This is a genomic window from Clostridium sp. UBA3061, from assembly GCF_002367465.1.
In the GTDB taxonomy this organism is placed as follows: domain Bacteria; phylum Bacillota; class Clostridia; order Clostridiales; family Clostridiaceae; genus Clostridium_J; species Clostridium_J sulfidigenes.
The window spans coordinates 98858-120368 of sequence record NZ_DFCF01000002.1 but is presented as its reverse complement, the minus strand read 5'-3'; the positions used below and the strand labels follow the sequence as shown (position 1 = coordinate 120368).

At 31.0% G+C, this 21511-nt stretch carries 14 protein-coding genes and 1 other RNA gene; all 15 read right to left on the bottom strand.

Annotated elements, in window-relative coordinates; all coding sequences use genetic code 11:
* Positions 1 to 2 precede the first annotated feature (2 nt).
* The 15 genes from B2P65_RS00760 to B2P65_RS00690 all read right to left on the bottom strand — a co-directional run bounded on the left by B2P65_RS00760 (position 3) and on the right by B2P65_RS00690 (position 21510).
* A complete protein-coding gene (locus B2P65_RS00760) occupies positions 3 to 434 on the bottom strand; it encodes a hypothetical protein (RefSeq protein ID WP_346879437.1) in 432 nt (143 codons plus the stop codon).
* The gene (locus B2P65_RS00755; RefSeq protein ID WP_346879436.1) at positions 403 to 1410 is read right to left on the bottom strand and encodes a hypothetical protein; all 1008 of its coding nucleotides are present in this window, start codon (positions 1408 to 1410) and stop codon (positions 403 to 405) included. Before B2P65_RS00755 ends, B2P65_RS00760 begins: the two co-directional genes overlap by 32 nt.
* A 26-nt stretch (positions 1411 to 1436) precedes the next feature.
* Entirely contained in the window at positions 1437 to 4388 is a 2952-nt protein-coding gene (locus tag B2P65_RS00750) for a type III restriction-modification system endonuclease (RefSeq protein WP_346879435.1), read from the bottom strand.
* Positions 4389 to 4400: 12 nt separating this feature from the next.
* Entirely contained in the window at positions 4401 to 6269 is a 1869-nt protein-coding gene (locus tag B2P65_RS00745) for a site-specific DNA-methyltransferase (RefSeq protein ID WP_346879434.1), read from the bottom strand.
* Positions 6270 to 6518: 249 nt separating this feature from the next.
* Entirely contained in the window at positions 6519 to 7355 is an 837-nt protein-coding gene (locus tag B2P65_RS00740) for an HNH endonuclease (protein ID WP_346879433.1), read from the bottom strand.
* A 109-nt stretch (positions 7356 to 7464) separates the two neighbouring features.
* Entirely contained in the window at positions 7465 to 8937 is a 1473-nt protein-coding gene (locus tag B2P65_RS00735) for an AAA family ATPase (RefSeq protein ID WP_346879432.1), read from the bottom strand.
* Between the two features lie 760 nt (positions 8938 to 9697).
* Positions 9698 to 10032, bottom strand: a transfer-messenger RNA (tmRNA) gene (gene ssrA / locus B2P65_RS00730).
* A gap of 237 nt (positions 10033 to 10269) precedes the next feature.
* Positions 10270 to 10881 carry a histidine phosphatase family protein gene (locus B2P65_RS00725; RefSeq protein ID WP_346879431.1) on the bottom strand — a complete coding sequence of 204 codons (612 nt, stop codon included), beginning with the start codon at positions 10879 to 10881 and terminating at the stop codon, positions 10270 to 10272.
* Positions 10882 to 11006: 125 nt separating this feature from the next.
* A complete protein-coding gene (smpB, locus tag B2P65_RS00720) occupies positions 11007 to 11474 on the bottom strand; it encodes an SsrA-binding protein SmpB (RefSeq protein ID WP_035131317.1) in 468 nt (155 codons plus the stop codon).
* Positions 11475 to 12423: 949 nt separating this feature from the next.
* On the bottom strand, positions 12424 to 13590 hold the full coding sequence (locus B2P65_RS00715; protein WP_346879430.1) for an iron-containing alcohol dehydrogenase: 1167 nt from the start codon (positions 13588 to 13590) through the stop codon (positions 12424 to 12426).
* 316 nt (positions 13591 to 13906) lie between these two features.
* The gene (gene rnr / locus B2P65_RS00710) at positions 13907 to 16084 is read right to left on the bottom strand and encodes a ribonuclease R (RefSeq protein ID WP_346879429.1); all 2178 of its coding nucleotides are present in this window, start codon (positions 16082 to 16084) and stop codon (positions 13907 to 13909) included.
* A 689-nt stretch (positions 16085 to 16773) separates the two neighbouring features.
* The gene (locus tag B2P65_RS00705; protein ID WP_346879428.1) at positions 16774 to 17490 is read right to left on the bottom strand and encodes a 16S rRNA pseudouridine(516) synthase; all 717 of its coding nucleotides are present in this window, start codon (positions 17488 to 17490) and stop codon (positions 16774 to 16776) included.
* A gap of 447 nt (positions 17491 to 17937) precedes the next feature.
* On the bottom strand, positions 17938 to 18780 hold the full coding sequence (locus tag B2P65_RS00700; protein WP_346879427.1) for a lytic transglycosylase domain-containing protein: 843 nt from the start codon (positions 18778 to 18780) through the stop codon (positions 17938 to 17940).
* Between the two features lie 68 nt (positions 18781 to 18848).
* The gene (locus B2P65_RS00695) at positions 18849 to 20855 is read right to left on the bottom strand and encodes a triple tyrosine motif-containing protein (RefSeq protein ID WP_346879426.1); all 2007 of its coding nucleotides are present in this window, start codon (positions 20853 to 20855) and stop codon (positions 18849 to 18851) included.
* A 208-nt stretch (positions 20856 to 21063) separates the two neighbouring features.
* Positions 21064 to 21510 (bottom strand): YaiI/YqxD family protein, encoded by a 447-nt coding sequence (locus B2P65_RS00690; RefSeq protein ID WP_150845372.1) that lies wholly within the window; start codon positions 21508 to 21510, stop codon positions 21064 to 21066.
* Position 21511 lies beyond the last annotated feature (1 nt).

Below are 21511 nucleotides of genomic sequence, written 5' to 3'. Positions count from 1 at the left end.
ACTTATTCCCTACCATAATTTATAATAGTTTGTGATCCTTTTACATTATTTATATCTCTTCCTGCTTGTTGATTTAATCCTGTAAAATCCCCACTTTGTTTATTCATCATCTCAACTTTATCATTATTGCTAATTAGAAACTCTTTTAACTCATCAATAAATTTATCTGGTAAATCCTTTTGAGTAACATCTTCATATACATCTTCTATATCTCTAATAGGTTTCTTTTTATTTATACTTTCAGTTTCACTTATTTTTTGAAGATATTCTTCTACTTCTTTATCATTATTAAAATACTTACCAAACTTAGCTTTAAATGGTATTAATAATTGTCCCTTTATTACATCCCAAAATACCCCTCCTGCTATTGCTGATACTGCCCAATTTTCTGAAACCCATGCACTAAATTGTTGTATTATTGTTAACTCTCCCATCTTTCACTTCTCCTCTTATACCTTTTAAATATTCATCATCTTTTATAATTTGCTGTAAAATATCATCACATGTGTATATCTCATCTTCTGGAAACTTACTTTTAGGTGTTTCATAATTATTAACTAAGTATTGTATCCAATCTATAGATGAATTTCTGTCTAAATCTATATTATCTTCTATAACCCTATACTCTAACACAATATTGCAAATCGCTTGTATTATTATGGATTTTTCAAATTGCCCTTCTAACTCCTCTAACACCTTTTCAAAGTATCTACCATTAATAATTTCATTGTATGTTATTGGAAAAAAATATTTAATACTATTTATTCTTCTAGATTCAATTAACTCAAAATTATTATTTCTCTTGAACATATCCTCTTTTACACCAACATTTGAATTGATTCCTTTAAATGAATATAAAAAAGAATCCTCTGAAACCTCATCTTCTTTATAAAACTTTATATTATCTTTTATAATATAATCATTAACAGATATTAACCTTCCACTTTTGTCCGCCCCATATATATGGCACTCACTAAACCTACAAGCCTCTTTAAACATATAATAATGCTCACTTCTTTTATCAATAATTTTATGATGCACCACAACTTGTAATAAAGGATTTATCCATTCTCTTACCTCTTTTGGCATAAGTCTATCTAGAAGCACCTCATGTTCTTGATATATACATAATAAATACGCACCATCATTTTTCTCTATAATATCTAATCCAAAAGCATTCATGTTTCCATTAGATGACTTTATCCAATCTAAAAATCTATTCATTACTTTAGTTCCCTTTATTCTATCTTGGAACATTAATGCTATCTTTAATGGTGTAGAGTCACTTGATTTTAATGGTATACTAATATATCCTACCCCTGCTATTACAGCATCAGTAATTAATTGTGGAAACTCAATATCTCCAATAAGCATTATAGTTGGCTTCACTCCATAATCTAATCCTATCATATTCTCCACCCTCTTATATTTTGAAACTATTTCAGTACTTCATCAACTATTTGTTTAACCTTTTTATTGTTTAACTGTGTTCTGAACTTAACATCATAACCATCTATCTTAAGTTGATTAAAGAATACTTCTGCACTAGTAATTTTATCAGCTTCTACACCTCTTAAATCCTTTTTATTTTCTACATCTTTTGTTTCAACAACAATATTAAGCTCCTTAGTTCCATCTTTTTTCTTTACTACATACATAAAATCTGGACTATATGTTCCACCATTAATAGTCGGTATTCTAATACTATTTCTAGGTATCTTTCCAAATACTACTACTTCATCTATCTCAGTCTGTATATTTTCATGTTCTAATGGTGAATCATATGCTACTAAATCATATAAGTATTTGCTAGTAGCTTCACCTGGAACTATTTTAGTACCCACTCTACCTTGCTTTATTACATCTTTTACACTTCCATCCTTGTTTGTTAATGATGTTGGATGTACAGGAAGTGAAGTCCTTCTATAATTAAATCTTCCTTGTAAATTATTAGATTTCCACTCTTTAAATCCTTTTATAATATTAGCTACTGAACTTTCATTTATAAATCTATCCTCTATTACATTATTTTCTGAGAATCTAATCATAGCCTTATTTATTAATGTGATTGGTATATTGGTTTGATTGCTTATTCTTATTAAAAACTCATTGTATGGTAATTCCTTCTCTATTGTGTAATAAACTCCAGCACTTTCCTCTATAACCATACCTTCTGAACTTCCCCTAACTTTTTGCCTATCACTTTTGATTCCCAACTCTCCAAATACACCTTCTTGCATTACATTGACCAAGGCATCAATTATTACATTATTATCAATGTGATCATATTGAATTATATATTTTTGATTTAGCAGTTCCCATAACTCTTTTAATTCACTATATCTACTTTTTCTTATTTTAACTTCAACAGCTTTTTCTTTGTTATTATTATTCACTTTTCCTTTGTTGACGCCACCGATGAAGTCAGGATACTCTTTATAAAATTCTTCTTTATTTTCAGCAATAACATTCTTATCCATATCTATATACTTCTTGGATATTAACTCTATAAATAATTCATTAACCTCTTTATTTAATTTCTTTGCAACCTTTTCAATATCTTCATTAGTAAGCTTAGTTATCTGTGGTAAGTCACTATTTATTTGTCTTACAAGTTCTTCTGCAAAATCTTTCTCTGTAAAGTCAACTATATAGTTCAAAAAGAACTCTTCATTTGATATTCTATTACCATTCTCATCTACTGGAAGCCTTAATCCTCTACCTACTTCTTGCAATTTACTGTTTTCACTTCCACTCGAACGTAACTTTGCTATAGTAAAGATATTAGGATTATCCCATCCTTCTTTTAATGTCCATTTTGAAAATAGAAATCTTCTGGTATTAAAACTTCCATCTTCATTACGTATAGTTAATAACTTTTCCTTTTCAAATAATATTTCATTAACTTCTTGAGCTATAGCTTCATCTGAATCATCATTATCCTTTGAAAAATAACCTGCATGAGTTGCACCGATATTGCTTTTAGATGCCTGTAAATATTCTTTATACTCCTGATTTCCATTTTCACCCATATCCTTTAACTCATCATCAATTTTTTGAAGTAATAACCTTTCAAATATGTTCTTTAAATAATTTTCTTTTTCACTATTATCATCTTTTCTATATGAATATATATCATCTATAAAGAATAATGCTAATGTTTTTATCTTAAACTTTCTATTAAAGTTTTCTTTTTCAACCTCAAAATGACGTTCTATTGCTAACTTTAACATTTGTTCCTGATAAGATGTTGAATAATTATCTGTACTAAACTCTTCACCTTTATATTTAACTTGCCCATTTGATAGTTCTATAAAATCCTTACCTATTCCTACTATTGAAATCCCCTCTAATTCTGGACTTACAATAGATAACGGGTCATTCTTCTCAAGTGTGTGTACTTTAACCTTACTCTTTTCCTTAATATATTGTAGGTTTACTGATTTCTTATTATCAATAGATGTAATCTTCACTTTATCATTCCTATTACTTATAGGTTCTAAATGCTCTTTACTAATTCCCTTTATTAAGTTTTGATTGAAAGCTTCAGCTGCTGTTAAATTGTAAATTAAGTTATGATAATCCTTTACCAATTTCTTGCTTTTCCCAATCTTTATTTCATTATCTGGGAAGGTCGCACCAAAACGTAATATTACTTGTGGCTTAAGATTCTCCTCTATAAACTCAAAAGTCTTTTGCCCTCTAGTAAATCTATGTGGTTCATCAATTATTACTATTGGTCTTGTTGATTGTATTGCCTCTGTAGGCTTATAAAATCCTTCAACTGCATAGTCATAATCATCTCTTGTAAGCATGCCATTCTTACTTTCTTTTAAATGTTGCATATTTACTAATAATACATAGATTTTGTTTGAAACTTGATTGGATCCACTAACAAATTCACGAACTGCTGAAGGGAAAAAGTTCTTCCCTTTCTTTTTCTTTAGCGACTCCACTGTATTAAGTTCTATTTCACAATTATACTTACAAGTATCTTTAAAATGTCTCTTTACATACGGTGACAAAAGGAAATTCTCAGCCCCTGCTTTTATTGGCAATGAAGGGACTACTACGATAAACTTATTAAATCCATAATTTTCATGAAGCTTAAATATTGTTTCAGTATATACATAAGTTTTCCCTGTACCTGTTTCCATCTTTATATCTAAATTTAAATACTTACTTATCTCACTACTTCCTCTTAATTCAGGATGTACTTGCTTTTGAACCTCTCTAATATTATCTTTCAATCGCTCACTAGTAAGCTCTATACTTGGATTCATATGTGAAAACATAGGTTTATTTATGTTAACATCATTTAAAACATTATCTATTGCATTTACTGCACCATCCTGATGGGGTAGGTTACTTTTTAATATAATATCCATTGTGCATCCCCCCTAATAACGTGTAACTACATTTACTTTAAGATTCTTTTCACTATCATTAAGTAATCTTACATTATTCTTTATCATCTCTATTTGAGTCCAACCTAAAAAGCTATATCCAAATAAAATTATATTCTCAGGGTTAAAACCTCCATCCCCTTCATATCTTTCTAATAGATTATTAATATTATCATTTGATATCCCTGTGTTAATCATATATAAATGTTTTCCACTTAAGTAAGCAATATATCCACCTAAATCAATCTCTTTAACAATAGCACCAAATCCATATCCATCTCTTATTAACCATGTTGTTAATATAGCTGCCACTCCAAAACTATCTACTATATCTTTATCATCTAATGCAGCATTTTTATCAAATCTTTCTAATTTATCTAATGTATTATTATTTACATCCACCAACTCAAAATGCTTAAACCCTAAATCTATATCTTCAGCATACTCCTTAAATGTATTAGCTGATAATTTTATCCTATTAATTCCGACTTCATCAATTCTACGATATCCCTGCTTGTATGCTACCTTATTTTCTGCTATTTCCTCAGATACTTGTACAAGTATAAACTTTCTTTTTCCACCATCTTGTTTATTCATCTTGATAACTGCATGAGCAGTAGTACCCGAACCTGAAAAGAAATCTAATACAGTATAATCCGAATTATCCCCTAATAATTCCATCACCTTCATTATAAGTTGTGTTGGTTTTGGAGTTTCAAAAGGTGATTCTCCATTAAATAGTTCCTTTAGTTCAGCATTTGCCATTCTAGTAGTCCCATACTCATCCCCATCCCAAAAATTCTCTGGTGTTCTACCCTCTTGATTTTTTAGATAAATCTTCCTTACAATATTAGTTTCATCTTTATTGAAAATAATTTCTCCATTAATTATTTTTTCTTTTAATGTATCTTCAGACCATCTCCACCCATTTTGTGGTGGTGAAATTGTTTTACCTGAAGGTGTAATAATATCATAGCATAGCGTTTTCCTATAATTAGGGCTTCTTACATCTCCACTTCTCCATGCTCCGTTAATATCATTATCTGGATTAGAATAATTCTTATTATCCTTTTCTGTTCTATTAAACTTAAATCCTTTTGTTTTGTCTGATTTGCGATATATTAGTAATGCATTGTACTGTCTTGAAAAGTATACTTCATCATTTTTACTTTGTTGTGTATGCTTCCAAGCTACGTTTGCAACAAAGTTTTCTTCCCCATATATATCATCACATATTAACTTTAAATTAGCTTGTTCATTATCATCTATAGATATAAAAATCACACCATCATCTGTTAATAAATCTCTTGCTAATAATAGCCTTGGATACATAAATGTAAGCCATGCAGAATGCGATGCATGCCCTTTGTTTGTCATATCAACTATTTTTTCCGCTTGTGCTTCATCAATGCTTAAATGATTAATTATTTCTTCTTTTGTAAAATTAAATCTATCATTGTATACGAACCCATCGCTCCCAGTATTATATGGTGGATCAATATAGATACACTTTATACCTTTTGCATAAGACTTTAATAAATGTTTTAAAGCATCTAGATTATCTCCACTAATATATATGTTTTCACTTTGTTTATTTATATTTATTTCGTTATGTTCTAAATCCGGCTTAATAATTGTAGTAGTATCAATAGATGCCAATAACTTTGCATAACTTTTACCTAAGAAATTTAACTCATATCCTTCCTTTGATATATCTACTTTTTCTTTTATGATATTAGTAAACTTTTCAACATCAAAGCTACCATCTAATTTAAAACACCCTGGAAAATACTCTTTTAAGACTGTAATCTCTTTATCATTTATTTTAATCTTTTCATTTTCTCTTATTATATCCTCAATCATCGCTTATTCCTCCCTAAGTTTATCTTCTAATTCAAATCTTTCACGTTCTTTAGATATCTCTCTAATTAATTCTTCTTCTGTTGGCATATATAACATATATTTGGATGCAAATAATGTTTTTTCACTTATCCTATTGGAGTTTCCTTGTTACCATCACTTTAACTTTATATAGCAGTTTTAGCTCTAGCCTTTAACCTGACTGCCGCTTTTAATCAGTATGATTCTAATATTAAAAGCATTCAAATCTAATTATATTATTTCAGCCGGAATGTAAGTTTCAAAAAACCATTTGCTATTTAACAGCGCTGTATACATTGAAGCTTCCCATGAATTAAGTCTTATTTCTTTATTTGATTCGATACGATCTTCTAAATCTTCTTTTATTGCAATATCACCTCTCCGACCGTAGAGTCTTTTTAACTGGATTTTATATGGTGCAAATATTTCTGACGCATGTGATGAATATAATCTATTTAATTTAAAAGTATTAAAATGATTTTTGGCTCTTTTGAATTTTTCCTCAGTCCATGAGTCAGGCTTGTACACCACAAAATTAAAACCGATTGGAAATTCTTCAATAAGATTTGTTTTTATCCAAACTTCATCATCAAAATCATCGTAATACGGATGTATTGTTTCATCTTCTCTTGATGTTATTACTTTATCACTTTTTGCTTTATTACAATCAGAGCATGCTGCTACCAAATTAAATGGTGTCACTGCGTATGTAGGATATTGTGTCTTAGGCAAATAATGATCCAATGTGGATACAGTTCGTTTTCCACACAATGGACATATTCCATTTTTAGGTAGAACCATGATCTTGTCATAATACTTTCTGCCACCATCTTTAACAAATTTATTATCATATAGCCATACCATATCTTCTTTTGTAGCTCCGCCAGATACAAATTCATGTGTACTAATCGATGATAAATCCCCATTAGTAGCAAGCTTATCAAAGTTTAAGCTTTCCTTCTCAATTGTGTTTTTACTATACAAAATATTATTTAATCTAGTTCCATATCTCATATTAGAAGTACAGACATTTACTATTTTATCTTGTTCATAATCTGGTTTACTCACTTTAATCATCCAAATCAACCTCGCCCTCTTCCTTCTCATACATAAGAGATCTAAGCATTACTTTTCCTTCCTCTCCCAATTCGCCTTTAAATACTTTTAATGCACTTTTTTAATCTGATTTTTTAGCTACCGTATCGTTAAGCATTTTGTGGAATCCTGAATTAGTAACTTCAAATCCAAAGATTTCACTGGTAAGTATACCTAAGTTTTCTCCAAATGTTTCAATCTGTGGTCTGTCTGCTACTAACTCATTTCCTGACCTTCTAAGTATCCAAACACATTTTTTGGGTACTTCTTGCACTATTACAGGAGAATGGGTCGCTACTATTCCTACTCCATTTCTATAAATCAGCAAGTTTGATAATGCTCTTGTGAATGCAGAAACAAGTGGTGGATGCAGATGTTCTTCCGGTTCATCAATCAAAACCAAAGTCTTTTCCTCAACAGTTTCTACAAGCTTTGCTACTGTAAGTAAAATAACTTTGTGTCCAGAACTTAATTCTTTGAATTTGGGAGAAACTTCATTCGTAAAGATGATTTTTTCTATTCTTTCTCTATGCTCTCTACGCTTTTCATTTTCCATTAACGGATTTCTCATCATTAGAGCCTTAACTTCCTGCTCTTCATAATTTACTTCCGACCATCTTTTTATATTTAGTTTAATAAATGTATTGTCTGATTCTAGAATTGATATTGCCTCTAGCCATACCTTTCTCCTAACTCCTTTTGTAATCATATACAAACTTTCAGAAAATTCTTTAGATAGTTCATCATAATTTTTCACACCGTCTTCTTTTGACAACCCAATATGTAGATAAGGTATTACTTCATCCTCAATTTTTATATATTCGTCAAATGCGCTAAAGGATATGAACACTATATTGGCAAAACTATGAGACCACCCCATATCAACTTCACCATAATTTGCGTTTTCTTCATCCGATTCCAAAGAACGTAACATATTTTTCAATAAAGTTGTCTTTCCAACTCCATTCTTTCCTATTAAAACATGAATATTGGTTGGCGGCATTTTTTCAGGAACCACGTCAAATTCTAACTTAATTTTTTCACTTTCTTTATCGCTACTACAATTAACAGGAAAATAACTAAATTCATAATCTGTTAACCTAGCTCCTCCACCTGCCATTCTATTATATTGCCCTTTTATAGTGCTTACTGTTTTATCTCTTAATAATGATGTCTGTGTAACATCTAATGACTTCACCGCTTCAAATAAATCTAAATCTATTGCTATATCATTCAAGCTTGTTAGAATTTTTTCTCTTTTATCGCTCTTTTCACTAAGTTTATTTAGATTTTCATAATAATTATCGCTTAAGCCCAATGAAAAGAATCTGTCATCTAATTCTGTAAATGAAGCTGGTAATTCTGGTCTTCTTCCCGTCTGCCCTCGTTGGCCAATTTTCACCCCGCCAATATTATAATGTATTCCTTTTTTATCTATATAGTGCATTGTATAAAGCGTTGAGTATGTAAACCAATCATCCCACATACTCTCCTCCAAATAAACAATATCTTTTTCAGTACACTTGTTTTTAGCAGATACTACTTTAAAATTCAAAAAATCACCTCCTGTATTCCTTTTCTTAGTTTATTAAGAATGCCAATCATTCTTAGTCAAATCTTATACACTATTAAAATAAATTCCTGAAAATAAAATACTTGAATTAAATCTGTCAAAATACTTCTATTATTGCAATCTATTTCATAGGCATCATTCACATCATTAGAACTACTGGTTTTTCAATACTCAATTAACAATAAATAGTATAGCAAAAATTAACCACAGCATGCAAATCTACCATCTTATACACTTTATTTTGTCAACTAAAACTTATCAATGGAAGTCTAATAAAAAAGACAGCAAAACTTAATATAAAAGTTAACTATCTTTTCTAATTATCGCACCTCTATTTTTTCCTATTTATTTGGTTCTCCACAGATACGCTTCATTATAAATAATCCTAAACCTAAATAAATGGAAAAAATCCACGACATTTCTGTCGTGGATTTTATGGTGGAGGCGAGGGGACATATACTTCCTACATCTCTGCAGGTACTGACTATATTTTCCTCCTCTTCCAATATTCTCTTTTAAATTTGAATACTGTATAGGACTCTTGGCGTATTATAGAAGCATAGTTTAGTTTGATATCTTCTATCCTAGTATTCCATAGATTACTCCTTAGGAACCTATAAGTCGATACACGGCTGTTGAATTTCTTCACATACCACTCGGTATTGCCGTCAGCACTATCTGTTACGGTTTCACCGATAAAGCCAAGTTTTCACTTAGAAATTACTCTCTAAGGCGACTCTTTTGAATCGAACCCCTGTCCGAAAGCCATTCCACATAAGCATCTCCGAGTGCAGTCTCTATTTTAACATTCCCTCCATAGAATCCCTAGAGACCGGGTTTCTACTTCAGTAGCTTCATAAATTCCGTTCCATGGTCAAAGCTTTCCATGGCTCGGTTCCCCACTAATCGGCGCCCTATCCTAAGCCGTGGGACTCAAAGGTAGGACGAGCGGCTATATTAAGCTGCTAATGCAAAATTGTCTTCTGCGTTTATCTTTAATCCCATAGTTTTTTAAAGCGGGCCCATGAGTTCCCTCTACTCGCTTCCTATATGTCACGTACCCCCGTCGAAACCAGTACGCCCCCATGTTAGGTAGTGGTAATTATTAGTGATTACCACGTATATTCATTATAAACAATATCAATCCTTATAGCAAGTAAAGTTTTGTAAAAAATTTTATAGTGTTTATGGACATATTTCCTTTAGATTCTACATATGGTATTTTGCAAATCTATATATGTAAAAAAAGTACCACTTTTAATGATACTTTCGCACCAAATATAAGTTTATTTTATCGAATATAGGTAGCTCAAACTATTTTATATAAGACATATCGCTTAGTCTCTTTATGATATGTTTTCCGTTGTCATCTTCTATAAAATGAGAAACTCCACCTGCAAATCCAAATAAATCACAGTTATTAAGATCATCTGGTTTAAGTCCTAACCACATAGCGTTGAAAATACTTAATGTATCCCCATGGGAAACAATAATTATATTCTTATCTTCACTGCTCATTATATCATTGTAGAAATGTTCTAGACGATTCCAAGTTTCCCTTCTAGATTCAGCATCTGGTATACATCTATCATCAATTGTCTTTTCCCATGCTGTTTGATTTTCTCTAAGCCACTGTACACTTTTGCCTACAGCAGAACCAAGGTTACGTTCCCTTAGAGTTTCATTGATGATGGGTTCTAAGCTTAAATGCTTTGCTACAATTTCAGCAGTCTGTTTTGCTCTTTTTAAGTCTGAAGAATACATAACATAGCCATTATCTTTTGAAAGTTCTTCCTTAAGTTTTATCCCAATGTTATTTGCTTGTTCTTTTCCTAGGTTAGTTAAATCCCAATCTGTCCATGAGCCAATCATTCCATTGGTGTGATGCACTGATTGAGTATGTTGAATGGTAATTATTCTTTTCATCCTTTACCGCTCCCCCTATTTAAACTTCCCATACTTCATAACAAAATTCTATTGTGCAAAGGAAACTCCTGCTCACGTTCGTTCCCATGAGTAGGTTCGAATAACTAAATCAAAGATTTAGATTCTTACCTATATTTTTCTTTCATTTGTCTGTCTATGTCTCTCTTAGCTGCTTTTTCTAGCATTACATCTCTCTTATCGTAATCTTTTTTACCTCTACATACTCCAAGGTTCACTTTTACTTTACCGTCTTTAAGATATAAGCTAAGTGGTATTAGAGTGTACCCCTTTTGAGCCGTGAATCCTAAAAGTTTATCTATTTCTCCTTTGTGAAGAAGTAGTTTTCTTACTCTTAGAGGATCTTTATTAAATATGTTTCCTTGCTCATAAGGGCTTATGTGCATATTTTTTACGAAGACTTCTCCATTGTATACATCTGCATAGCTATCTCTAAGGTTTGCTTTTCCAGCTCTTATAGATTTAACTTCTGTTCCTACAAGTACTATTCCCGCTTCCATAGCTTCTTCTATAAAGTAATCGTGTCTTGCTTTTCTATTTTCTACTAAAGTTTTAGTTCCTAATTTCTTTGCCATGTTTTCACCTACTTTTATGATTAATATATAATTTTCTCATTATACATGTGATTTTACTAAATTAAAAATGTATTGTATAGTATAACCTATTTTTATTATAACCTAAAATAAAAATATTGTAATTATTAACCTTGAAATATATGAATTTTAATTTTTTAAAATGTTATAGACATATAAAAATAATTTCATACTAATTCAATTTTTCCAATTCCCATGTTTTTAGCTTTTTATGTTTTTATCCGATGACTACCAGCTCTAATACTCCCATCTTCTTTAAAATGGGAGTAAAGAGCTGGTACGTCCCTGGATAACGATTTCTAACCTTCAGAGGGAGTAAAAACTCCCTCTGAAGGTTAGAAATCTGTTTATGTTCTTCCCTAGCTAATACCTTGATATAACTGCATCTAAGCTTCCTAGAGAACAGTTACATTTTAACTATTTAAAATTTAAAAAATATATATAGGAAACTTTTTAAATAGTTCTATTTTTATATAGGAAAATAGTTACCTATATTACTATATAACTATATAACTAGGTAACTATTTAACTAGTTGTTGGCGCTGTGGGGGTCTCAGGGATTTCCTCATAGATTTGGAGTAGAACTTAGAAGAGCTGTCTCACGGTAGAATTTTTTTAAACTCTACTTTGGACAACTCTTCCAAGTTGATTTGATTTGATTTGATGAATTATATAAGGATATTTTTTAAATCTGCTGTACCTTAGTTCAACAGAATTAATAACATAATATAAGAAACCCCACTTTTCAGTGGAGTTTCTTCCACTAACTAAAATTAATTATTGTCTCCCTCTATTGCAATTAAACCCCTTTTTACCATGTTGCAATGACAAATTAAAGATTTATTTTCTCGCTTTGCTCGAGAGGAAACTCCTTCTCACTTCGTTCAAATGAGTAAGTTCCACTGGCCAAATCAAAGATTTGGAGTGTCACTTATAACTCTACTTTGTTACCATAGTAAGTGCATTCGAATAGTCTTTCCATTGTTTTGTCGTCTATTTCTCTTGGGTTTGAGCCTGTGCATGCATCAAGTACTGCATTGTGAGCTATGAACTCAAGATTTGCTTTGAAGTCTTCTTCGGTAACACCGTATTCCTTCATTGAGTGAGGAATACTTAGTTTTGTATTTAAGTCATTGATCATTTCTATTAATGAATCAGTTAATTCTGAATCTGTATTTCCATTTAATTTTAACATTCTAGCTATGTCTGCATATCTATCTTCACATTTAGTTCTGTTGTACTGAATTACATATGGAAGGAAGATTGCATTTGCACATCCATGAGGAATGTGGAATACTGCTCCTGTTTTATGAGCCATGGAGTGAACTATCCCTAGTAGTGCATTTGAGAATGCCATTCCTGCAAGGCATTGAGCCTCGTGCATTAAGTTTCTTGATTTTTCACATCCATTATAAGAATCTATTAAGTGTTCTTTTACCATTTCAATTGCTTTTAATGCTAATGGATCTGAAAAGTTTGATCTTAGTGATGCTGTGTATGCTTCTATAGCATGAGTTAGAGCATCCATTCCAGTATGAGCAACTAGAGTCTTAGGCATTGTTTGTGCAAGTGATGGATCTATTATTGCTATATCTGGTGTTATATTGAAATCAGCTAATGGATATTTAATCTTAGCTTTGTAATCAGTAATTACAGAGAATGCTGTGACTTCTGTAGCTGTACCACTAGTTGATGGTATTGCAACGAATTTTGCTTTTTGTCTTAATTCTGGTAGTCCAAATGGAACAACTGCTTGTTCAAAAGTAAATTCTGGGTATTCATAGAATATCCACATTGCTTTTGCTGCATCTATTGGAGATCCTCCACCTATAGAAACTATCCAATCTGGCTCAAAGCTTCTCATAGCTTCTGCACCTTTCATAACTGTTTCTACTGATGGGTCTGGTTCTACCCCTTCAAATAATTCAACTTCCATACCTGCTTCTTTTAGGTAGTCTTCAACCTTTTGCAAGAATCCGAATCTCTTCATAGATCCGCCACCAACAACTACGAAAGCTCTCTTCCCTTTTAAAGTTTTCAGAGTTTCTAACGCTCCTTCTCCATGATATATATCTCTTGGTAATGTAAAACGTGCCATAATATGAACCTCCCTAATACAAACTTTAAATTTTGTTATTTATTTAACATTTATAATTTTAGTATACCACCTTTTTCTAAAAATACTAGTACTTTGTTAAAAATTTATCTGATTTGTTTAACTTTTTAACAATCTTTTTTTGATTTTTATGCTCTTCTATGTAAATTTATTCTATATTTTTATTTGTTTCCCTTAATTTATAGCAAATTACATAAAAAAGAAGAGATAAAATCATATTTAATTTAATAAATAAAATCTTATCTCTTCTTATATAATGTTAAATTTTTATCCTTATAGTTTTCTTCTTAACTATATTTTACTCTCCGAAAATTAAATCATTGATGTCTAGGGACATTTCTTCTTCCTCTTCTTCTACTTGTGGTTTAACTATTTCAAAGTAAATGTCGTGGGCATCTATATCAACCTTAGAGCAAACTACCTTAACTTCATCTCCTAGTCTGTAGATATTCTTAGTTCTCTCACCAACTAAAGCTAGATGCTTTTCATCATAGATATAGTAGTCGTCATGAAGCTCACTAATATGAACTAAACCTTCTATGGTGTTAGGAAGTTCAACGAACATTCCAAAGCTAGTTACAGAGGATATGATTCCTTCGAATTCTTCTCCAATCTTATCCATCATATATTCAGCTTTCTTTAAGTCATCTACTTCACGTTCTGCATCCACAGCCATTCTTTCTGTGTCAGAGGATTGTTTTGAAGCATCTATTACAAAGGTTCTTAATCTCTTCTCTCTCTTAGAATTTAATCCTTCGTTTATCATTTCCTTTATAATTCTATGAATTACTAGGTCAGGATATCTTCTTATTGGAGATGTGAAGTGACAATAGTATTTAGCAGCAAGACCAAAGTGTCCTACACATAAATGGGAATATTTTGCCTTCATCATAGATCTTAAAAGTAAGGTACTAACTACTGTTTCTTCCTTCTTGCCTTTAACCTTTTCTAGAATCTTTTGAAGCTCCCTTGGATGAATTTCATCTTCTTTAAATCTTACATGATATCCTAGGTTATATACGAATTCGCTGAAGTGTAATAACTTCTCCATATCTGGGTCTTCGTGAACTCTATAAACAAATGGTGCATTAAGCCAAAAGAAGTGCTCTGCTACAGTTTCATTACAGATTAGCATAAATTCTTCTATTATTCTATTGGCAATGGCTCTTTCACGAGGTAGGATATCTATTGGTTTACCAGTGTCATCTAGGATTATTCTACATTCTTCAAAATCAAAGTCTATAGCACCTCTTGATAATCTCTTCTTATTTAAAAGCTCAAATAATCTACCCATGTTCTTAAAGTCTTCATGAAGGTGTTTAAATTTTTCTATAGTTTCAGCATCCTCATCTCTAAGAATCTTAGTTACATCAGTGTAGGTCATTCTTTCATTAGTTTTTATTACACTTTCAAAGATATCATGGTCTACTACTTTTCCTGTAGGATCAATTTCCATAAAGCAACTAAGAGCAAGTCTATCCACCTTTGGATTTAAGCTACATACTCCATTTGATAGTTTTCTAGGTAGCATTGGAATAACTCTATCAATTAGGTATACAGAGGTACCTCTTTTAAAGGCTTCCTTATCAAGGACATTATTTTCTCTTACATAGTGTGATACATCTGCAATATGAACTCCTAGCTTGAAGTTTCCATTTTTCAGAACTTCTACTGAAACAGCATCATCTAGGTCCTTTGCATCTTCTCCATCTATGGTAACCATAGTCACATCTCTAATATCTCTTCTTCTGTCTATTTCACTTTGAGGAACCATATCTTCTATTCTTTCTGCATATTCCTCTACCTGTAATGGGAATTCTTCAGGAAGATTGTGCTTTCTAATTATAGTTAGGATATCTATTCCCTTATCTCCCTTTTCTCCTAGGATTTCAATAATCTTTCCTTCTGGATTTCTTCTTTTCTCTGGCCAGCTAGTGATTTCTACCACTACTATTTGACCTGATTTTGCCCCATTTCTATCATTTTTTGAAATGAATACGTCTTGACCTATCTTTTTATCATCTGGTACAACGAATCCAAAGTTTTTGCTATCTTCATAGGTTCCAACTAGTTTTTTATTCTTTCTTTCAACAATTCTGATAATTTCTCCTTCAGATTTCTTACCGTTGTTTTCATCTTTTAATACTTTAACTAACACCACGTCATTGTTCATGGCACTATTTACATTACTGGCAGGGATAAATATATCTGGCCTATCTTCTTCTACAATTACAAAGCCAAAACCCTTTTGGTGAGCAGCAAAAATCCCTTTAAGTATACCCATTCTCTCTGGAATACCATATAGCTCTGCTCTATTTTTTATTATTTCTCCATCTTTCTCCATTTCATTTAATAGGTTTGAAAAATCTTTAGATTCTTTTTTACCTATACCAAATATTTTAGACAACTCTTTTAAACTCATTGGTTTATAAGCTTTTTCTTTCATAAAGCTTATAAGTACTTCTCTTATATTCATAATGCACTTCCTTTCAAACTTTTCTCATCTTTACGTAATATATCCTCTTAATACATACTATTTTTTATATAATGCCTACCATCTCTAAAACTCTCGCAGAAGCTAAGAACTCCGTTTATCCGATGACTACCATCTCTAATACTCCCATTTTTTTAAAGTTGGAGTTAAGAGCTGCTACGTCCCTGGATAACGATTTCTAAAGCTTCAAAGAAGCTAAGAACTCTGTTTATAATTAGTATACCTATTTACTATTATTGCTCTATTAAATCAATGTTATGTGTTTTTTACATTAGATATTTACATATTATATAGTTTACAGTATATGCTATATAATTTCTATATTTACCTTCTTAAACATGTGTTTTCCAAAAATAAATTCTATTACAAGAAAAAACCCATCGGGGGTAACCAATGGGTTTTTTCCTTGCAATAATATACAATTATATTCGACATAAAATAACTTGTATAACCCTTGGGGTTAGGTTATACGTATAAATAAAAAGGGGTTATTTATTCTATTTATATATATATTATATATATAATTTTATAAATTTTCAAGTAAATTTATAATAAAAAATATAAACTAATTGTTAATATTTATACCTTATCTATATTTTTTGTATATTTTCTACACATTACACCAAATTACCTTTTATATTCAATTTAATGTATATACAGTTAATAAATCCCTATAAGTTGTTTAATACTTCAATTTCTTCTTTAGTAAGCTCCCTATATTCGCCTTCTTCTAAGGTTTCATCCAGTTCCATAGGACCAAATTTAACTCTTTTTAGATATACAACAGACTTATCTAAAGCTTCAAACATTCTTTTAACTTGATGGAACTTACCTTCCTGTATTGTAACTAAAACTTCAGAACCATCTTCTGTAGAAGAAATAATTTCTAACTTTCCTGGCATACACTTATATCCATCATCTATTACAATACCTTTTCTAAAACTTTCAATATCCTTTTCATTTACTGGCTTATCTATTTCTGCATAATAAACCTTATCTACATGGTTTTTAGGAGCGATTAACTTATGATTTAAAGCTCCATCATTAGTAAGCAATAAGAATCCTACAGTGTCCTTATCTAATCTTCCCACTGGAAATGGCTCAAAAACTTGATATTCTGGATCTAATAAATCTATAACAGTCTCATCATAATTATCAAAGGTTGCACTTACAACTCCTGCTGGCTTATTTAAAAGTAGGTAAACATACTTTCTATACATTACCCTTTCTCCATTTACTTCAATAACTGCAGTCTCTGGATCAACCTTAGTTGAACTGTCCTTTACAACCTCTCCATCAACAACAACCTCTCCATTTTTACAACTAACCTTAACTTCCTTACGACTTCCATAGCCTAAATTTCCTAAAATTTTATCTAAACGTTCCATATCATACCATCCTTTATTTATATCAACTAATATTAGTATTAGCCAAAGTCCATTTTAACATTACTTTAAAAATAAATCTAATATTTTAAACTAATTATACTATATAACAAGGCTGTTTAATAATTATTCACTTATCTTTATAAAATGTTGAGCCTGTACTTTAATATTATTGTTAGCGAATGCCATTTGTATAAGTAAGAATCTAAATCTTTGATTTAGATATTCGAACTTAGTTCTTCTAATTTATTAGAAGAACCTCCTAAAACATTTCTTTACTTAGGATTTATGAATGGTAAAATCGTTAAGCAACACAACTTGTTTGAGTGCATACGAGTTGTTGTGTTGTAGATTTTACCTTGAATAAATCCTCTAGTAAATCAATGCTTCGAAACGGCTGAGCATCAATAATATAAGTACAGGCTCAACATTAGCTTAAGATTTAGTTAATTATATTAAATTATTTATCTTCACTAAATAATTTTTTGTTTCTGATGGTAGTTTGTAAAAATCACTGGAGTTACTTATTCCTCTAGATGCCATATTTCCTGGTCCAAAGTTATATGCTGCTAGTGCCATGTTTAGGTCATAATTATAGGTTTTAAGATAATCCTTTATGTGTCTTGTACCTGCATCAATATTTTGTTCTATGTTAAAAGGATCATTAACTCCATAGTGCTCTATGTTACAAGGCATTAATTGCATTAATCCTTTAGCTCCTGCAGGAGATACTGCATTAGGATTAAAGTTTGATTCTGTTTTAATTATAGCTCTTATTAAATTCGCATTTACTCCATATTTAGTTGAAGCATCTGCTATGGCTTTTTCAATTCTTTCAGAGTCAGTACCTGTAGCACTTACCACTGTGGAAGGTGTTACTCCTCCTATAGCTCTTACAATGACATTGCTTATATCATTAATACCATTAGAAGTACTATTATAAGCTCTATTATTTTGATCTATGCCCTGCTGAGTTTGTCTCTCTTTTTCACCCATGGCCTTTAGTAAAGATGCCATGATTAAACTAAATCCACTAGTGCTTGAAGAAGTGTTGCTGTCTGAACCTCCACCAAAGCTTCCTGACATTAAACCTAAGCTCATTAGTCCAGTAAGGTCATCACTGCCAGTACCAGAACTTAAGGTATCGTTGAGAATACCTAATCCGTTAACATATTGATTTTGAGTAATTCCACTGTTCACTGAACCTATACCACTGTTAGTATTTCCATTTGTAGCTATGCTGTTTATATAGTTATTTATTCCTCCATAAACACTACCCACATCGTAACTCATTACTTCATCTCCCTTGTTTCTTTATACCTTATTAGGCATCTTTCACTTATTTATTTTTTTAAGATGCCTTATTCCTTACACTGAATTTCATAAATGGAATAGTCATCATAGGCACTCTTAGAGTAACAGCTTTTACATAATGCCAATATCTTATAAAACCCTTTATAGAAAGGCATAAAGGTATAATAATTTTTCTTACTATACTTTTGTATTAGCTTCCATTCTCCCTTTTCCATTAAATAAAATTCATATAAATTATCTTTTCCACCGTCACATTCCACATAGAAGTTAACATCTTCATTGCACTTTATTACTTCTTTATCTAAGGTTATTTTGCAGTTAGTTACTGGAACTCCTTGTAATACATCTAAAATCAATTCCTTTTTACAATCATACTCTTTAGTACTAAATATATTTTTACAATATATTTTTACCGTATATACTCCTGCACATTTTGGAATTAGTTTAAACTTCTTATCATTACTAAATTCCGTAGTTTCAACTTCTCTGCCATTGATTTCAACCTTATATTTAGTTAAAGTATTGCTAGTGTTTTCTGTTATTACCTCTAAGACTATTTCATCACCTATAAGGTACATATACTTCTTCTCTGTAAGAATATAATCTATCTTAGCTGGTATATATTCTTTACAATCTATATATATCACTGAATGTACATCGTAGTCTCTCTTAGATTTTAGATGTTTTACCTTAACTTCTATTTCATATTTTCCTACACTAGTAGGAGTGAACTTAAAATTATCTTCTTCGTTATATTCTATGAATTGGACTTCCTTACCTTCTTTTTTCACAATAAATTCATATAATAAATTTCTTGAGCCAGTGGCTTCAACATTCACCTTAACTGGTTCATTTATAAGAACTTGCTTGTCCTTATTTAGCTTAATTTCTTTTATATATACATTTTGTGTGCAGTCTTCATCTATAACAAAGTCCATAATTGCCTTCTCTTCATAATCGTCCTTATAGGTACTATCCTTTACAAGAACTTCAACTCTATATAAGCCACTTTTTTCTGGAATCCATTTATAACTGTTGTTAGTAGTAAAATTTGAACTACTATGATAATTCCCATCTACTACAAATTTATAGAGCAATTTATCTCCACCAGAGCATATTGCCTTAAACTCTATAGGTGTTTTTTCAAGCTGTGGTGAGCTTAAATCAGAAGTGAAGTTAAGAATTTTTATAGGTTTATATTTATCTACAGTATAGTGTATTATCCCCCTATCATCAAAATTCTCATGGGAATACATGTCCTTCACTAAACATAAAAGCTTATACTTACCTGGTAGTATTTCTGTGAAGCTAACTAGTCTCTTACTTGAAAAGTCTTGCATTACATGCATGTTTCCATATTCATCAATCTTCATAAATTTGTATAACACAACCCTATTTTCATCAAAGCGTGCATCAATTTCAAAGGTTAATTCATTACCTACTATCAGCTCTTCTGTTAAGCACTGTATATTGTTAATTCTTATTTCATCCATGGGTAATACCTTAAAGGTCGCATTTTTAAAGTCATCAAATTGATGGTCTGAACCTTCTTCTTTACTCTCTATAAGAATCTCAATATCCCCTTCTCGATTTGGGGTAAAACTTAAACTAGTATCCATGGAATAGTCTCTTATTAAATTCCATTTACAATCTTCTTTTATCCAATACTTACAAAGGATAGGTAATTTGTTAGGTACAACATCAATTTCTATCTTTTCCCCTAACTTTATTTCATTATTACTAATGATAATATCTTTTATTAGTTTTTCTTCTACAGAGCCTATGATAAAGTCCATTCTAGATGTAAATTCAATGGGTTTTTTTCCATTTCTTTTTTTGGATTGTACCATTATCATGTATTTGCCATCTTCCTTAGGGGTCCAATAGGTAAAATCCTCCTCATGGAAATCTCTAATGGTTTCCCAACCTCCATCACAGTTTATTATAAATTTATATAATAAATCATCTGACATTTTATTTTCTATATATATCTTAATTTCAGTCCCATTCTCCTGTGGACTTGATAGGCTTGTACCAATAATCATTTCATTCATACATATTCCCCCTAGAATGTACATATACATCCCTAATTGATTAAATTGTTATAATATTCTTACATAAGCATAGCTATATTATACTACACTTACATATTATGTAACAACCTATGGAGGTCTTTATTTGCGATAATTCATTAGACAAAATCCTTGTAAAAAAACACTTGTAAATTATATTTCTACAAGTGTTTTCTTAATTTATGTTTTTCTATTCTTCTCTTAGACTTCTTTCTACAAGCTTTATTAAATTATCTCTAAGGCTTATATTATCGTCTTCATTTCTTTTTTTATGTTTTCCTGTCTTTCCACCGCCACGTCTTACCTTGGCACTTATATGTCTTTCAAAGAGTAATTTGTCTATATTATTTTCAGAAAATATATATCCTCTTGGACTTATGGCATAGGACTTTTTACCAAGAACCATAGCTGCTACTCCATAATCTTGAGTTACTACTATATCTCCTTTTTTAGCTTCGTTGGCAACCTTCATATCCACTGCTTGAAAGCCGCTATCCATAATTATAACTTCACCATATTCTAAATTTATCACATGATGTATATCACAATAAATTTTTAGTGGAACCTTATAAGTCTTAGCTACTTCTTCTATAATACCTCTTCCTGCACATCCATCACCATCAACTATAATAGTCATA

What these genes read in the sequence shown, in the direction of transcription:
- B2P65_RS00760 (WP_346879437.1), bottom strand. Translation starts at nt 434, where the DNA reads ATGGGAGAGTTAACAATAATACAACAATTTAGTGCATGGGTTTCAGAA.
- B2P65_RS00755 (WP_346879436.1), bottom strand. Translation starts at nt 1,410, where the DNA reads ATGATAGGATTAGATTATGGAGTGAAGCCAACTATAATGCTTATTGGA.
- B2P65_RS00750 (WP_346879435.1), bottom strand. Translation starts at nt 4,388, where the DNA reads ATGGATATTATATTAAAAAGTAACCTACCCCATCAGGATGGTGCAGTA.
- B2P65_RS00745 (WP_346879434.1), bottom strand. Translation starts at nt 6,269, where the DNA reads ATGATTGAGGATATAATAAGAGAAAATGAAAAGATTAAAATAAATGAT.
- B2P65_RS00725 (WP_346879431.1), bottom strand. Translation starts at nt 10,881, where the DNA reads ATGAAAAGAATAATTACCATTCAACATACTCAATCAGTGCATCACACC.
- smpB (WP_035131317.1), bottom strand. Translation starts at nt 11,474, where the DNA reads ATGGCAAAGAAATTAGGAACTAAAACTTTAGTAGAAAATAGAAAAGCA.
- B2P65_RS00715 (WP_346879430.1), bottom strand. Translation starts at nt 13,590, where the DNA reads ATGGCACGTTTTACATTACCAAGAGATATATATCATGGAGAAGGAGCG.
- rnr (WP_346879429.1), bottom strand. Translation starts at nt 16,084, where the DNA reads ATGAATATAAGAGAAGTACTTATAAGCTTTATGAAAGAAAAAGCTTAT.
- B2P65_RS00705 (WP_346879428.1), bottom strand. Translation starts at nt 17,490, where the DNA reads ATGGAACGTTTAGATAAAATTTTAGGAAATTTAGGCTATGGAAGTCGT.
- B2P65_RS00700 (WP_346879427.1), bottom strand. Translation starts at nt 18,780, where the DNA reads ATGAGTTACGATGTGGGTAGTGTTTATGGAGGAATAAATAACTATATA.
- B2P65_RS00695 (WP_346879426.1), bottom strand. Translation starts at nt 20,855, where the DNA reads ATGAATGAAATGATTATTGGTACAAGCCTATCAAGTCCACAGGAGAAT.
- B2P65_RS00690 (WP_150845372.1), bottom strand. Translation starts at nt 21,510, where the DNA reads ATGACTATTATAGTTGATGGTGATGGATGTGCAGGAAGAGGTATTATA.